Source organism: Pseudoselenomonas ruminantium, from assembly GCF_900142515.1.
GTDB lineage: Bacteria > Bacillota > Negativicutes > Selenomonadales > Selenomonadaceae > Selenomonas_A > Selenomonas_A ruminantium_D.
The window spans coordinates 52,024-68,177 of sequence record NZ_FRBC01000009.1; the positions used below are offsets into that span (position 1 = coordinate 52,024).

Annotated in this window: 13 protein-coding genes; 9 read left to right on the plus strand and 4 right to left on the minus strand. The window is 55.1% G+C overall.

The genetic code is table 11. The features are described from left to right. The first annotated feature begins 136 nt into the window (after positions 1–136). Positions 137–1,474: an amino acid permease gene (locus BUB68_RS06185; RefSeq protein WP_073089140.1), complete on the plus strand. Its 1,338-nt coding sequence runs from the start codon at positions 137–139 to the stop codon at positions 1,472–1,474. Positions 1,475–2,163: 689 nt separating this feature from the next. Here the strand turns inward: BUB68_RS06185 and BUB68_RS06190 are convergent. Both BUB68_RS06190 and BUB68_RS06195 read right to left on the minus strand, forming a co-directional pair. Next, a complete protein-coding gene (locus BUB68_RS06190) occupies positions 2,164–4,161 on the minus strand; it encodes a molybdopterin-dependent oxidoreductase (protein ID WP_073089142.1) in 1,998 nt (665 codons plus the stop codon). Between the two features lie 20 nt (positions 4,162–4,181). Next, positions 4,182–5,069 (minus strand): 4Fe-4S binding protein, encoded by an 888-nt coding sequence (locus BUB68_RS06195; RefSeq protein ID WP_073089144.1) that lies wholly within the window; start codon positions 5,067–5,069, stop codon positions 4,182–4,184. A 218-nt stretch (positions 5,070–5,287) separates the two neighbouring features. Between BUB68_RS06195 and BUB68_RS06200 the strand changes: the two genes are divergently transcribed. Beyond that, positions 5,288–5,806, plus strand: coding sequence for an ECF transporter S component (locus BUB68_RS06200; protein WP_073089146.1), 519 nt, complete (start codon positions 5,288–5,290; stop codon positions 5,804–5,806). Here BUB68_RS06200 and BUB68_RS06205 read toward each other — a convergent pair. Next, the gene (locus BUB68_RS06205) at positions 5,799–6,248 is read right to left on the minus strand and encodes a low molecular weight protein-tyrosine-phosphatase (RefSeq protein ID WP_073089148.1); all 450 of its coding nucleotides are present in this window, start codon (positions 6,246–6,248) and stop codon (positions 5,799–5,801) included. The two genes, BUB68_RS06200 and BUB68_RS06205, sit on opposite strands and share 8 nt — an antisense overlap. A gap of 157 nt (positions 6,249–6,405) precedes the next feature. Between BUB68_RS06205 and BUB68_RS06210 the strand changes: the two genes are divergently transcribed. The 6 genes from BUB68_RS06210 to BUB68_RS06240 all read left to right on the plus strand — a co-directional run bounded on the left by BUB68_RS06210 (position 6,406) and on the right by BUB68_RS06240 (position 12,989). Beyond that, entirely contained in the window at positions 6,406–6,960 is a 555-nt protein-coding gene (locus tag BUB68_RS06210) for a 4Fe-4S dicluster domain-containing protein (protein WP_073089150.1), read from the plus strand. Next, entirely contained in the window at positions 6,947–8,122 is a 1,176-nt protein-coding gene (locus tag BUB68_RS06215; protein WP_073089152.1) for a PucR family transcriptional regulator, read from the plus strand. Before BUB68_RS06210 ends, BUB68_RS06215 begins: the two co-directional genes overlap by 14 nt. 160 nt (positions 8,123–8,282) lie before the next feature. After that, positions 8,283–8,942 (plus strand): hypothetical protein, encoded by a 660-nt coding sequence (locus tag BUB68_RS06220; protein WP_073089154.1) that lies wholly within the window; start codon positions 8,283–8,285, stop codon positions 8,940–8,942. Positions 8,943–9,430: 488 nt separating this feature from the next. Next, positions 9,431–10,000 carry a hypothetical protein gene (locus BUB68_RS06230; protein WP_073089159.1) on the plus strand — a complete coding sequence of 190 codons (570 nt, stop codon included), beginning with the start codon at positions 9,431–9,433 and terminating at the stop codon, positions 9,998–10,000. Between the two features lie 120 nt (positions 10,001–10,120). Next, positions 10,121–10,489 (plus strand): YkvA family protein, encoded by a 369-nt coding sequence (locus BUB68_RS06235; protein ID WP_073089161.1) that lies wholly within the window; start codon positions 10,121–10,123, stop codon positions 10,487–10,489. A gap of 13 nt (positions 10,490–10,502) precedes the next feature. Further along, entirely contained in the window at positions 10,503–12,989 is a 2,487-nt protein-coding gene (locus BUB68_RS06240; protein WP_073089164.1) for a DNA topoisomerase III, read from the plus strand. 66 nt (positions 12,990–13,055) lie between these two features. Here BUB68_RS06240 and BUB68_RS06245 read toward each other — a convergent pair whose 3' ends face one another. Further along, positions 13,056–14,654 carry a DUF4127 family protein gene (locus BUB68_RS06245; RefSeq protein WP_178139475.1) on the minus strand — a complete coding sequence of 533 codons (1,599 nt, stop codon included), beginning with the start codon at positions 14,652–14,654 and terminating at the stop codon, positions 13,056–13,058. Positions 14,655–14,892: 238 nt separating this feature from the next. Between BUB68_RS06245 and BUB68_RS06250 the strand changes: the two genes are divergently transcribed. Next, the gene (locus BUB68_RS06250) at positions 14,893–16,128 is read left to right on the plus strand and encodes a DEAD/DEAH box helicase (protein ID WP_073089166.1); all 1,236 of its coding nucleotides are present in this window, start codon (positions 14,893–14,895) and stop codon (positions 16,126–16,128) included. The last annotated feature ends 26 nt before the right edge of the window (positions 16,129–16,154 follow it).

The window sequence follows — 16,154 nt, forward strand, 5'->3', positions numbered from 1 at the left end:
TTAGCCTTCCCTGTCGGGGAAGGGGGACCGCGTCAGCGGTGGAAGGGGCTTTTATCCTGGAACCCTTTTCGCCAGCCTGCGGCTGCCACCTTCCTCAGAGGGGAAGGCTTTATTATATTTAGAAGGGGAATATCTTATGAGTGAAAACGGAAAATTGAAGCGGGGGCTGAAGAACCGCCATCTGCAGATGATTGCCTTGGGCGGGGCTATCGGCACCGGGCTGTTCTATGGGTCAGCCTCGACGATTGCGCTGGCGGGGCCGGCGGTCATGCTGGCTTATCTGATCGGCGGCATCATGATTTTCTTCATCATGCGGATGCTCGGGGAGATGGCGGTGGATGAGCCGGTGTCCGGTTCTTTCAGCCATTATGCCACGAAATATTGGGGCAGGTTTCCGGGCTTCATGTCCGGCTGGAATTATTGGTTCAATTATGTGCTGGTGTCCATGGCCGAGCTTACCGCCGTGGGTATCTATATGCAGTTCTGGTTCCCGGACCTGCCGCAGTGGATTGCGGCTTTGATCTGTCTGGTGGCCATTACCGCCTTGAACCTCATCAATGTGCGGCTTTATGGGGAAACGGAATTCTGGATGGCGCTGATCAAGATTACGGCCATCGTGCTGATGATTGTACTGGGGTTGTATATTTTGCTGGGCAATCCCCAGCCCTTTCCGCAGAACTTCAGCAACCTCTGGAATAACGGCGGCTTCCTGCCCCATGGGATCTGGGGGCTGGCGCTGTCCATCGCCGTGGTCATGTTCTCCTTTGGCGGCATTGAGCTGATCGGCATTACCGCAGGCGAGGCGGAAAATCCGGACAAGACCATCCCGCAGGCCATCAATCAGGTCATCTGGCGTATCCTCATCTTCTATGTGGGCACGATGGCGGTACTCATGGCGCTTTGGCCCTGGAACGAGGTGGGGATGGAGGCCAGTCCCTTCGTGCAGATCTTCATGAGCGTGGGGATTCCTGCCGCGGCTCATATCCTGAACTTCGTGGTGCTGACGGCGGCGGTGTCGGTCTATAATTCCGCCATCTACAGCAACAGCCGCATGCTCTATGGGTTGGCGGCCAAAGGTGAGGCCCCTGTGTTTCTGAGCAAGCTTTCCGGGCGCGGCGTGCCGGTGCGGGGCATCCTCCTTTCCTCGGGCATCACGCTGATCTGTGTGGCGCTCAACTACTTCTTCCCGGGGAAAATCTTCATGTTCCTGATGTCCATTGCTACCATTGCCGCGACCATCAGCTGGCTGACCATCGTCATCACCCATCTGAAATTCCGTGCCCATTGCAAGGCGGCAGGCAAGGAGACGAAATTCAAATCGCCGCTCTACCCGTTCGTCAACTACCTCTGCATCGCCTTCCTGCTGGCCATCTGGGGCCTTATGACGCAGATCGAAGGCATGGATCTGGCGGTCTATATCCTGCCGGTATGGCTCTTGTGCCTCTGGATAGGCTACAAGTATCAAAATAAATAAAAGCATTTGTGAAGATATTGCAGTTTGTTGGTGCGTTAGTGCCAAAGGCAATCCGTTCATGCGCCGTCAGGGGTTCACGGGGGAGTACTTTTTCTGTTTCCGCTAAACGACCCTCCCTGCAAGGTTAGAGTTACTTAGCTGAATGCGCCGGGCAGGCCAGCGGCGCGTTTTTCAGCGTGCTCTTTAGCTATTGCCTACGTCGGGCCGGTCTTCGCTGTCGCTCAGACAGTCGTTCCCACAGAAAAAGCACTCTCCCGTTCGCCCCAAGGCACGATTTTGGGCATTGGCACGAATCGCTTCTCCCGGAACAAGCACATCGATGTGCTTGCAGCTTACAGCCGGAACATAGCAGTGTACACCAACGTAACTTTGGGTGGAGGTGGGGATGCTTTTTCGCCGACGGAACGACTGTCCGAACGAAGTGAGGACTGGCCCGCAAACAGCATGTGCTGGAAGTTGCGTTGATAGACGCGCCGCCGGCCTGCCCGGCGCCAAGTTGCTGGAAGTTACGTACTTTTGCTGGCGGGTCATTTAGTGGAGCGGCGAAAAAGTATTCCCACCGCCGCCCCATTGCTTTGTAACGAATTGTGTTCCAGCTCGCATCAGCAAACTGCAATTTAGAGAAAACATCCGTTGACATTTTGGTCAACGGACGTTTTGGTCTATGAAGGGGATTTTCCGATCTACTTTTATTTGGGGGCGATGTTGACGAAGACGTCGTAGAAGGCTACGCCGGAGGCGGAGGTGGTCAGCAGGCCAAGGTCGGTGGGGACGCCGGAGTTCAGGACGTTGAGTCCGCCTTTCTGGCTGGCGCCCTGCATGCTCAGGATGATGTCCGGGGCGAGGTCTGTGCGGAATCTGACGCTGACGGTGATCTGCCCCTGTTCGTTCCAGACGACGGCGGGATGCAGGTCCTGAAGCTGGTGTTTTCGGGCTGCATCCGGATGGATGTAGACTAGCGGATACTCTGACATGAGATGGTGCTGGTGATAACTTTGGCCGTTGATATGTTCCTGGGCATGGGGCGTCAGGAAATGGAACGGATATTCTTTGGTGGGCAGCATTTGGGGGAAATCCTTCGGCAGGGTGCAGCAGTGGAATCTGCCATCCGCGGTGGCAAAGCGGCCGTCCTGCCACGGATATGCCTGATGCCGGAAGCGGGCAGGGCCTTGATAGAGGTCCTGCCATTTTTTTATGTGCAAAGCCTGACAGACTGCGGGCGTGAATTCGGCAGCGAGGAATTCCTCATCACGGCGATGGGCAGGGAATGTGCTGGTGCCGGGGGCCAGCTCATTGAGGCGGCGCGTCAGCAGGCGGGCAATCTCCAGATCGCTTTTGGCTTCCCCTTGTGGAGGGATGGCGGGTTCGTTCAGGCCCACCCAATGGCGGAAGTAGCTGCCGTATACATCGAGTTCCTCAAATTCGGTGGTGACCGGCAGGACAATATCCGCCATCTGCGCGGAGTGCGTCAGGAACTTATCGGCCACCACCACCAGTTCCAGTTGAGACCAGAATTGCAGCAGGTCTTTCAGTCCCACATCCTGCCGCAGCAGATCACGGCAGGCTATCCAGAGGAATTTTATCGGAGGATCGGTGAGGTCCTGCAGGCTTTGGGCGAAGTTGTTGATATTGACGAAGCGGGTGTCCTGGCGCTTTTGCATGATATGGAAGGGGAAAATATCCATGCCCTTGTCGGCAAAGTTCACACCGCCGCCGGGAATGCCGATATTGCCGGTGAGCAGGGAAAGCGCATCGATCAGGCGGATGGTCAGTCCGCCTTGAATGTGGCGTTGCAGGCCAAAGCCGCACCAGATATGGGTAGGATGGTTTTCGGCAAGCAGGCCAGCCAGGAAAGAGATGGCTTCATCGGTTTGTCCGACAGCCTTCAGCAGGGGCGCGGCAGGCATTTGCAAAGCGGCATCGATAAGTTCTGCGGCACCTGTTGTTTGGTCGGGATTGTAGGAAAGCTTTTGTGTCTTAGCCAGTTTTTGCAGCAGCAGGACAGTCAGCGCAGCATCCCCGCCAGGGCGCAGTTCGATATAGTAATCGGCCTTGCGGGCGGTTTCCGTGTATACCGGGTCGATTACCACGACTTTTGCGCCGCGTTCCTGAGCGGCGTAGATGATGGGCATGGTATGGACGGAGGTCCAGGCGGGGTTGATGCCCCAGAGGATGATCAGTCTTGCTTCCAGCATCTGGCGGATATCAGCCGTCACATTGGCGCCAAAATCCAGCCGCTGCGCATCCAGACCAGAGGAGAAACAGGGCGTGCCGGTGGTCTGGGTGGTAGGGCCGAGGCTGTTGAACATTCCCTCGGCGGCGTAATGGAGCAGGCTGAAATTGCCCGAATACTTGTTGAGGCAAAGGGGGAGGGTGGAATGGTAGCGTTCTTTCAGCTCCAGGATCTTCCGGGCAATGATATCGATGGCCTCGTTCCAGGAAATCTGCTGCCATTGGCCGGACCCGCGCCTCAACTGGCGCTGGGGATAGAGCAGGCGCTGGGGATGATAGACTGTGGCGAGGATTTCTTCCCGCTTGCTGCAAAGCCGGCCGGAGGCACCTTCTTTTTTATCACCGGTGATGTATTCGAGTTTTCCACCGCGGGTATAGGCCAGTATGGGACAGGAGTCGTAGCAGTTGCGGGGACATATATGGCGGGTGACTTGACAATTGCCGTGAAAAAACATGGGAACCTCCTTTCGCGGGGTCAGCCTCTTTGCAAGGTGGATCCATCCTGGACAGTTGGTGGGGACGGAGCGTCTGTGCGCAGAGGAAAGGCTGTCTGGCCGTTGAAACTGGGGAGCAGTTTCAGGCTGCTTTGGGGGCAGTTATTGTGGCAGAGACCGCAGGCGGTGCATCTCACCGGATTGAAGGCCAGCTCCCGGCCATCGCGGATGGTCAGGGCTTTTTCCGGGCAGAGCATGGTGCAGAGCCCGCAGGCCGTACAGGAAGCCTGCATGGTCAGGCCGGGAAAGAGGCTACAAGGAGAAGCGCCCTGTTTTTCCAGCCAGATCACCGGGTCAAAAGCGTATTGCTGCTGCGTCTGTGCGGCGGCAATCTCGGTGGCGGTATCAGCAGCGGCATGGAACAGGGAACGGAAAAAGGAGCGGCGGGCCACAGGTTTAGCGGCAGGGGCAGCGTCCTTTACATGGACGAGCTTCAGTGGAGCCTTGCCTGCTGCTTGCAGGGCGTCATTGCAGGCGGCGATTTCGGTCTCCAGCCATTGGAAGACCGCGGGATTGCAGGCCGCGCAGCGGCTGGTGTCGATGGCCAGCGGCTGTTTTTCGGCCAGAGCCCAGAGCAGGCGGCGATTGAGTGCACCCAGGCAGGGCATGCCGGCAGGCGATACCTTCCGGCACATCAATACCTGCGGGGTGAAGTTCTGCGTGACGGTAAGGACGGCATCATAATCGGCATCGCTTTGGATAGCTCCCGTGGGACAGACAGCCGTGCAGAGTCCGCAGTTATCGCATTTTTCCGCATCAATATCGCGATTCTGGATGGCCGACTGCGGGCAGATGGCTTGGCAGCGGTTGCAGCTGACATTGGTGTAATGGAACAGACAGCGATTTAGGTCGATATTGCGCTTGGGCATGGAACAGTCACCTTTCTCGGATCGTTTTTTCCATTATACTGCCAGCAGGGAGGTTTTGACAAATTATCCGTTCCGAGCAGGATGGAAATCTTTTGCTGGAGGACAAATAGCGCAAATATAGTGGCGTGGAATGTATAATGGGGTAAATTATGCCTAGTATTGCAATGGGTAATGTAAAGTGTTACAATAGGCTCATATTTTATGAAGGGGGAATGATTATGTATTTATCCGATATGGAAAAAAGCCGCTGGACCGCGCGTGATATCAGTCTTACGGCGGTCATGACGGCGATTGTGTTCTTATTGACTTTTGTGCCGAAGATCCCGATTCCTCTGGGCTATGCTCATTTGGGGGATGCGGCGATATTCGTGCTCCTGTGCCTGGGTGGGCGGCGGGAGGCTTTGGCTGCCGCCTGCTTAGGCTCCATGTTGGCAGATCTTATGGGCGGTTTTCCCCTCTGGATAGGGCCGACGCTTATAATCAAATGGGCTATGGCAGAAACATTCCTGCACATGGCAAAACTGTCGGACAGGGATTTCCTTACATCACCGCGTACCTTGCTGGCTCTGGTATTGGCCTGTCTGGTGATGGCCACAGGTTACACGGCCTTTGGCGCGGTGCTCTATGACAGCCTGACGGCCGGACTGGCCTCGGCACCGGGACTGCTGGCAGAAGGGGCTGTGAATATCCTGGCTTTCTACGCCGCTGTCAAGCCGCTGCAGAAGTTCGTCAGATAAGCTGTTCAAGGAATGCCCGGCAGCCCTTGCTCACATCCTGATAGGTCACTTCGAAATTGCCTGTATACCAGGGATCGGCGACTTCCCGATCCTCGCCGGCAAAGCTTAACAGCAAATGGCATTTGTGCTGGGGATCATGGCCGGTCAGGCGCATCAGGTCGCGCATATTTTCCTCGTCCATGGCGACGAGATAGTCATAGGCATCATAATCAGCCCGCTGGATCTGGCGGGCTTTTCGCTTGGTGAAGGGGATGTTATGGGCGGTGAGGGCGGCTTTAGTGCCCGGATGGGTGTCGCTGCCGATCTCATCAGTGCGGCAGGCTTTGGAATCCACAAGGATTTCCGCCTCCTTGCCCGCCTGGCGTACCAGTTCCTTCATCACAAACTCAGCCATTGTCGAACGGCAGATATTGCCGTGGCACAGGAAAAGAATCTTTTTCATCAGGATTCTCCTTTCAGATGGAAATGTTCTGACCTTATCATAACATGGAAAGCGTCATGGGGAAAAGCTTTCATTGATTCTGTTGAAATTTGCAGGTGAAAAGTTCTCACTTGTGGTATCATATACATAAGAGTATGTGTGCAAAGGGGGATTTTTTATGGAGCCGCAACAGTTGGGCTTTCAAGTGGATCTGTCGCGGTGTGTGGGCTGCCGGGCTTGTGAGAGGGCTTGCCGGCACAAGCATCCGGATATGCCGCGAGCCTTCCGTCACGTGGACAGGTGGTCGGGAGACCGGCGGGAACAGGGGTTCTTGACCATGTCCTGCAATCACTGTGCTTCGCCGGAGTGCATGCGGGTGTGTCCGGCTGGCTGTTATGAAAAGCGCCGCGATGGCATTGTCATGCACAACAGTGCCAGATGCATCGGCTGCGGACGTTGTGTGGGAGCCTGTCCTTTCCATGCACCGCGCATTCTCCCGCATACGGGGAAGGCGGCCAAATGTGATATGTGTCAGGAACGTCTGGCGGAGGGCAGGCAGCCTCAGTGCGTAGAGGCCTGTCCTGTGGAGGCGTTGCGTATCTGCAATCTGGAAGAGGCGGAGATCGGCTGGAAGGATTATCCGCTGGTGCGTTATACGCAGCCGTCACTGAAATTTATCCGGGCGCGGCAGCCCCTTTGTTTTTGGCGGGAGGATAGAGATGGAGAAAGATAAGGAAGATCTGTGGCAAGCAGAGGACATCACGGGCAAGCTTATGGTCGTGCACCGTTACACAGGCATGGAAATGGTATTGCTTGACCGCCTGGGGGATTTGCGCGGGACAACGCCTGATTTCCGTGAAGAAAGCCTTTCTCTGCTGCGCCGCAAGCGGCAGGCGTTGCAGCAGGAGGATTGGACGCCTTTTGCCGGCCTGACCGTCATACCTTTGGTGCAGAACAAGCAGCTTTGGGGATGGCTGGCAGCAGACTGTCCGCAGGCGGAAATGGCGGAAAATGTGTACTGCCTGTTTTTGGAACTGAGCTTGCAGCTTACCTTCCTGCTTTGGCATGAAGGCGAGATGAACGCCATGGTGCGCAGGCATCGGGAGCAGTTCCTGTATGATATTCTCTATCATAATTTTGCGTCCTCGGATGAGGTCATCGAGATGGGGAAAAACTGGAATATGCGGCTGGACCGGCCGCATCATGTGGTGGTCGTGGAGTTTGACCGGCCGTTGCAGGGGGACAGACAGGAAATCCTGCTGGCAGAGCTGGACAAGGAATGGATGAGCGTGCTCTCTGCCCGCTTCGTGCAACCCATCCTGATGCTCCTGCGGATGCAGCTGGTCATCCTCTTTGAAGATTCGCATAAACCGCCCCGCAGCCAGGGAGATCTGGCCCAGATCATGGCGGATGCCATGGCGAAGGTCAGACAGGACTTTCCCACGATCCCGCCGTTTTCTGTGGGCATCGGCAGGTTGCATTACTCGGTGGCGGAAATCTGCCGCAGTTTTCAGGAGGCGCGGCAGGCCTTGAGCCTGGGACGTTTCCGCCAGCCGGAAAACGGTATTACCTGCTACGAGGACCTGGGGGTATTGAAACTCCTTTCGCATATCCGGACGGAGGAACTGGACGATTTTGCCCAGGAGATATTAGGCCCGCTTATGGAATATGACAGCCAGAATGATACGGAACTGCTGCATACCTTGGAAATTTATTTTCAGGAAAATGAGTCCTTGCCGCAGGCGGCGGAAAAACTTTTTATCCATGCCAATACCCTGCGCAACCGGCTGAAGAAAATCGAGAAGGTACTAGGCGTGAAAATGAGCCGGGCCGATGTATTGTGCCGGGTCAGCATAGCCTGCCAGGCGTTGCGGATCGTCCGGCATACGCTCTGAGAGAACGGGGCATGTCCACGGCTGATGGGATATACTCACATAAATAAAAAAAGTCGCGCAACTCGCAAAATAATGCTTGATTTTTCCCTGCGCTTAGCCGATAATGTAAATAGGAACCTTGTCTGTATTTTTGGTTCATAGATAAAGGAGGAAGATGAACATGGATGTCAACATGATTTCTTCTTTGTCGCAACAGACCGCAGCGGTGAAGGCTAACTATACGAAGACCACCACCACCACGACAAATGATGCGACAAAGGAAACCACAACCACGACCAGCGAGGCTTTTTCGGTGGATATTTCCGCTGAAGCAAAGAAAGCTTCAACGGCTATGGACAAGCTTACCAGTGAGCAGGTTGACGCTTTGCAGGATGGCATCAACAAGAGCTATCAGCTGATGATCAAGACACTCACGGAGCAGAACGCCAAATTGCAAGGTTATCTCGATGAAGGCATCGGCAAGCTGAATTTTGACGGTATCCTGTTCGGCACGGATAAGTTTGCCCTGCCGCCTGTAGGCACGACTCCGGAAGAGGCCGCAGAGGCCATTGGCGAGGGCGGTGCGTATTCGGTTGATAGTGTGGCCAGCCGCATCATGGACATGGCGACAGCTATTGCCGGCAATGATCCGGAGAAACTGAAGATGATGCAGGACGCTGTGGAAGAAGGGTTCAAGCAGGCTGGTATCACTTGGAAGGACGCGATGGGGCAGGACGAGATGCCACAGATCACCAAGGATACGCATGCTGAGATCACCAATCGCTTTGATAAGCTCTATGAGCAGATGGGCGTGAAGCAGTCGGCGAAAATGGAAGAATGATTACAGGCTTAGCGGTCGCTATGTGGAAATGGCGGCCGCTTTTTTAGTTTTTGGACAGGATGTATCAGCGTGGGTTGCTTGATGTGAGACAGAGGCATTTAAGCGATTCTTTGCTGGCACATCTGGATTCCCTGATTTCAAGAAAAAAGCGCGTCATGATGTTAAACTGTATTTTCCTCGTAACAATAAGGGTGATTGGAAAATATGGCGGTAACCGTCAGCGATGGCAGAGTTTTCAAGAATATCAATAAGGGGTTGAAGGTCAAACGATTGGAGAAGCGACTTCGGAGAGAGCAGAGGCACCTTAGTCGTAAATATGAGTTCAGGAAAAAGAAAGGTGGTAAAACTGCTACTGCCTCTGCAAACATAGATAAGCAAAAGTTAAAGGTGCATCGGGAAGTTGAAAGATTCTATCCAAGCGCTAAAACTTGCTAGGTTTGCGGGCATATACACTTTTGTTTATGTTTTTAGTAGCAGAATGGAAACGAATGCCCCAGACAAATCCCCGCAAGGGTGTGTTGAAACGACTGGCTGAATTGGAGAAGCTTTGTGAAGGGTTGACGGTTCAGGTGGAGGAACTGACGGCAGAACGTAATCGGTATCGGGAAAACTACGAAGATACGCTGGTGGAAAATATCCGTTTGCAAGAAAAGCTGACGGAAATCCGGGAACGGCTGCGGCAATATGAGCCTTTGGAGGTGAAGGAGACCGTGCCGATGGAGGTGGCTTCAGCTGACACGCTGGTGGCCGTGGAGGAGAGCCTGGCCGTTGACTGTTTCGCTGACCTGCCGCTGAAGGTGGCGGTGATTGGCGGCACGGATGCCTGGCAGGCGAAGGTCATGGAGCGCCATCCGGGGTTCAAGGTCATTGGCAGCAGCAAGAATTTTGACCGGGATAAGCTCAGCGGCACGGATATCCTGGTCATCAACACCAATGCTGTATCCCATGCCTGCACGCAAAAGGCGAAAGGCGAAGTGGACAGAGGAACCGAGGTGCTCACCATCTCGACCAACAATCTGGATATCCTGGACAAGAAGATCATGGCGATACTGGCGTGATGGCCGCCATACAGCCAAGCCCCTTTCGCACTGCGCAGGCGAAGGGGGCTTTGTATCTGCCTTTATGGATTTTGCCTGCTGAATATGATAAGATTAAGTGACACAGAGGAGGGAAAATCCATGAAAAGAATCCTGATGTTCCTGAAATTGTTCCGTTATGACCTGCTGGTGATGCTGGTGGCCTTGAAGCACCGGGATACGCCGAAGAATGTGAAGGGGCTGTTGCTGGCGGCAATCTTATATCTGGTAAGTCCTATCGATCTGCTTCCGGATGCCATTCCTTTGGCTGGCATCATTGATGATGCGGTGATCGTACCCACGGCCATCATGGGGCTGACGAATATGCTGCCTGGTCATGTGCGTCATTATGCTGAGGACCAGGCGGGGAAGATGCTGCGCTATATGCCGGCCATTCTGGCGGCGACTACCCTGTTTGTCGTCTGCTGGCTGGGACTTATCGTGTACGGACTTTATAAGTTGATTTTTTGAGGTGTAAGTGAAATTGCGTTTATATATTGCCGAGAAGCCCAGCATGGGCAGGGAAATTGCCAAGTGCCTGAAGGGGCCGGTGCGCCGCTGTGATGGGTATCTGGAAACCGGGGAAGGCGTGGTGACCTGGCTCTTTGGCCATATCCTGCGGCAGGCGGAGCCGGATGAGTATGATCCGAAGTACAAAAGATGGCGGGCGGAGGATCTGCCGATCATCCCGCAGCAGTGGAAGCTTTTCGTGGATAAATCCTGCGAAAAGCAGTTTGCCATCGTCAAGGGGCTGATCGACCGCTGTGATGAAATCGTGCATGGCGGTGACCCTGACCGTGAGGGGCAGTTGTTGGTCGATGAGGTGCTGGATTATCTGGGCAATAAGAAGCCGGTCAAGCGCATCCTGCTCAATGCCTTGGATGAAGCCAGCATCAAGAAGGCCAATGCCAATCTGCGGGAGAACAGCGAGTTCTTCAATCTCAAGCAGTCGGCACTGGCTCGGGCGCGGGCGGACTGGCTTATCGGCATGAATCTGTCACGGGCCTATACGCTGGCGGCCCGCCGGGCCGGCCATGACAAGCTGGTGCTGCCCATCGGCCGGGTGAAGACGCCGACGCTGTCGCTCGTGGTGCGGCGGGAGCGGGAAATCGAGAATTTCAAGCCCGTGGATTACTATACCATCAAGGCGGAATTTGCCCATGCAAACGGCATTTTTGCCGCGCAGTGGAAGCCCAAGGATACCATGGCGGGACTGGATAGCGAGAACCGCCTGATCGACAAGAAGATTGCCGAGGCCAAGCTGGCTGAGTTCCAGCAGGAGCCGCGGGAAGGTGTCATCTCTGCCTATCAGAAGACAAAGAAGCAGGAGCCGCAGCCCCTGCCCTTTTCCCTGTCCTCCTTGCAGGTGCTGGCAGGCAAGATGTTTGGCTATGCTCCGCAGGTGGTTCTCGATACGGCCCAGAAGCTCTACGAGAAGAAGCTTACGACGTATCCCCGTTCGGACTGTGAATATCTGCCGACCAACCAGTTCGGCGATGCCACGAAAATCATCACGAATCTGGCGCAGGCCGGGGATGAACGCCTGGCGGGCTGGACAAGCGGCGTGGATACGAAAAGCAAGAGCCGGGCTTGGAACGACAAGAAGATTTCGGCCCATCATGCCATTATCCCGACCACGGTCAAAGCCGATATGCTGATGATGACCACGGAGGAACGCAATCTCTATTTCCTGATCGCCCGCGGCTATATGGCCCAGTTCTATCCGGTGCATCTCTATGACCAGACCAAGGTGGAGGTCACCTATAAGGATGAACTCTTCACGGCCAGCGGCCGCACGGAACGGGATTTGGGCTGGAAGGTCATGTATCAGGCGGCGAAGAAAAAAGCCGCCGCTGATGATAATGACAGTGACAATGAGAATGAGGAAAGTGACGGCACTCTGCCGGTCATGAAGAAAAAGGACAGCGTCACCTATGAGAAGGGCGCGATGACCCAGCGGGCTACCAAGCCGCCGGTGCGGTTCACGGAGTCCACGCTGCTGGCAGGTATGAAGGAAATCCACAAATATGTGAAGAATCCTGAAGCCAAGAAACAGTTGAAGGATGTCTATGGTATCGGCACAGAAGCGACCCGCGCGACGATCATCGAAGATCTGGTCAAGCGCAAGTTCATGCAGAAGCAGGGCAAGAAAAAGTATCTCGTGCCCACGCCAGCGGCCTATCTGCTCGTTGATGCCCTGCCCGATGAAATGACCTATCCCGATTCCACGGCCATTTGGGAGGATAAGCTCCATTCCATGTCGGAAGGCGATGGCACGCTCGACGAATTCCTGCGCGGTCAGATCGAGTTTACGAAGAAGCTCTGCAGCAAGGCGGGCAACGCGCAGATGGAAGTCACGGGGGAAAATGTCTGCCCCCGCTGTCATAGCGGTGTGCTGACGCAGCGCAAGGGTAAGAATGGCCTGTTCTGGGGGTGTTCCAACTATCCGAAATGCCGCATGACCTGCAATGACAAGGACGGCAAACCGGATTTCGAGGATGCCAAGGCACGTTTGGCAAGGAGTCCCCGTACCAATGCGCCTGCGGCAGTGTCGGCCAGCCAGCTGGCACGGCAAGGCGGGGCAGCTGGATACAGGCCCAGACAGGCTGCCACGGTGGCGTATGCGCAAAGTGACAACGGCCCCAGTGCGCAGGATATGGCGGATTTGAATTCTCTGTTTGCGGCGGCTGACTATGAGGCGCAGATGGCGGCGGATATGGCCAGTTATCAAGCTTCGCAATCAGGCCGCGGCTGGCAGGACTGGGGGGATAAGCCCAAATACTCGGCCAGCCCGCTGGAAAAAGCGGCAAAAGAAAAGACACAGGCGGATGATAAATACCTGTGTCCTAAGTGCCGGGAAGGGCATCTGCGTTTGATACGCGGCAAGAACGGCGCCTTTTGGGGTTGCACCAATTATCCCCGCTGTACGGCGACATTCGATGACAGCAAAGGGGCACCATTATTAAGTTGATGCTTATGGGCAGACGGGGGGCATAGTCTTATATTGCCCTCCGGCTTTATGCCTCGAACAGATACGTTAAAAGTTTATTTCGCATTCGAACAAGCGGTTCCAAGGATGGGAGATATGGAGTTTGTCTAAGGAGAGGCCTGCGGGCAGGGTAATGTTCTGCCGGGCAAATTCCTGCATCCATTCGGTGCCTTGTTGGGCGGCGAAGTCTCTGGCTCCGTCGAGGTTGCCGGTCTGCTGGTTGTAGCCTGGATGGCTCCATACAGCACCGCCGAGCTTCTGGCGGACGTTGGCCTGATAACCCCATTCTTCGAGGTAGCGGGTGAGCATGAGTTCATCCCGCGCCTGTTTGTCCATCCATTTGGTGAGCAGGCCCGTGCCAATCAGGAAACCGGTCGTGTTGGTGGCGGTGTTCCAGCCGCCATAGGCCTGCAGTTTGAACTGCAGGCCTTTTTTGTGCAGTTCGTTCATCAGGGCATTGTCGGCTCCATTGCCGTAGGCGATATCGGCAACCGCTACAGGATAGCCTTTGTCGACAAAGCCCTGGACCAGGTTCACAAAAGGCTTGGTGCCTTTGCGGGGCTTGGTGGTATTGGCAGGGGAATTGGCTTCATAAGTCCTGCCGTCGGGATTGGTGTTGATGGTCAGCACCAGCTCGGCGCGCTGCGGGTCAGGCACGCGCATGCCGCCAGCGGCGATGATGGTATTATCCACATCGGTGCCGATTTCCTCGTTGCAATAACTCGGGATGGTCTTGGGGCCCTTGCCGGTATTATAAGCCGTGTAGATGAAGGGGATGTCCCAGCGATCGTCACAGATGGCCCGGCACATCATGACCATGCCGAGTTCGTCGGCGCCGGAGGTTATCTGGAATCTGGTCTTGTCCAGTTTTTGTCCGTATTCCCGGAGATGGCGGGTTTCGTAGTGCGTCTGGGAATAGAGCGCACTGTCATCGCCGCCGAGGAAAAGAAAGGAGAAAATCCCCTGTCCGGTTAGATCGATCAGTGCCTGGTTGGCCTGATAATTGAGCTCGTGGCGATGGGTCCAGTCTTCCATGGCAGCAGGGACGATCTCTTGTTCCAAGCGTATCAGTTCCCGCTTTTCCTTTTTGGAGGCCTTTCCCATTTCCGCTTTATCGCGAAGCATGCTGTAGTCGCGAAGCTTCACGGCGTTCTGCTGGTAGAGTGCTGGTTCCATGCCGTTGCCGGAGTGCGTGGCAGTCAGCAGGGTGCGCAGGATGGTGCCAAAACCATAGACAGGCAGGCGGGGATGGTCTGCATGGAAGGTACGGAACCGATTTACCCGTTCGCTGATGGTTTCCTGAGTCAGCTCATGATTGCGGGAAGCGACCAGACTGCCATAGAGCATGGCATCTGTGGAGACAACCGCTGCTTTGGCCCCGCGGGCATTTTCATCCAGCCATTGCCAAAGCCCGTCCGGATTACCGGGTTGTTCCCTGGTGCCCAGCAATTCCTCTGGCGGGACGACAACCTTATAGCCCAGTTTTTCCGCAACCTGACGGGTTTCCTTGTCCGTGATGGGGCGGTTGTCCAGCGGCACGAACAGGATTTTCTTTTCCTGAGCGGGCGGAGCGGCTTTCAAAGGCGACAATTGGGGAATGAATGCCAGCGTTATGGTGAGTGCGATCAGCATAAAAAACTTTTTCATTACGAAGTACCTCCTTTTCTCTATATCATACCATTTTTCCCTGCTGTGTAGTAGGATGGTTTTCCTGCTTTTTTCCAACGACAGGATACTTTTCTTCAAAGCGGCTGGTTGTCTGTTTTTGGTACGAAGTTTTATGCGTAAGTCCATCTTTTGTGGTATAATTCTTTCATAATATATGCGATATTGTTTTGGCCTTTGCGTTGGCAGGGCTTGACAGGCAGGAAGAAAGGTAAAGGAAATGAATAGATTCATCGAATTAGGCATCCATGAGGCATTGGCATCTGTCCTCGAAAAACAGGGGATTTCCAGCCCCATGCAGGTGCAGGAGGCGGTTATCCCCAAGGTGGCAGGCGGCGGCAATCTGGTCGCACAGGCACCTACGGGCACGGGCAAAACGCTGGCGTATCTGCTGCCGGCACTGCAGAAGATCGACGCAGCTTCCCGTGATGTGCAGGTCGTCATCTTGGCGCCGACTTATGAGCTGGCCATGCAGATCACGAATGTGGCCCGTGACCTGGCTCAAGGTGCAGAACTGGGCATCAAGGTGCAGGGGCTTATCGGCGGGGCCAATATCACCCGGCAGATGGATAAGCTCAAGGACAAACCGCAGCTGATTGTGGGGTCGGCAGGCCGTATCCTGGAACTGGCGCAGAAGAACAAACTCAAGCTGCACCAGGTGAAATTGCTGGTGCTGGATGAATTTGACCGGCTCTTTGATGACCAGAATATGACCAATACGGCTGCTGTCGTGCGTCTGCTGCCGGAAAACCGTCAGGTTGTCATGGTTTCGGCCACGGCCCCGAAAAAGGCATTGGAGCGGGCGGACTTCCTGCAGCATCCGGAAATCATCAAGGTGGAGGCAGATCCCCTTGCGCAGAGCCAGCGGGAAAATCTCTATCGCATGACCCCTTTCCGCAGCAAGGTGGAAACCGTGCGCCATCTGGCACGGCGGCTGGCGGTGAAGCGCGGCCTGGTGTTCATCAACAAGGTCTTTGATGCCGAGCGGATCCTGGCACAGCTGCGCTATGAGGGCTTCATGGTGGGCACGCTTCTGGGCCATAACAACAAACAGGCACGCCAGAAGGCCATCGCTGATTTCAAGGCAGGCCGCATCAAGCTGCTTTTATCCACGGATTTGGCAGCCCGGGGGCTCGATATCCCCGATGTGGATTATGTCTTCAATCTGGACCTGCCGGAAAGTGCGGAGGTCTATCTGCATCGCGCAGGCCGTACAGCCAGGGCCGGAGCCAAGGGCACGGTCATCACGCTGGCTGACAATAAGGAAGCCTATAAGCTCGAACAGCTCGAAAAGAAGCTGGGCATTGACTTCAAACCGTTGCAGGGTGGAGCAAAGCCTGCACCGGCCAAGAAGAATGCCTCGAAGAAGGGGAATAATGCTGTGCCGAAAAAGCCTGCTGTGAAAGCTAAGAAACATACGAATCGGCAGGGAAAAAGACGGGGAACAGCGAAGTAAACAAGATAAAAAGAGGGAATAACCTC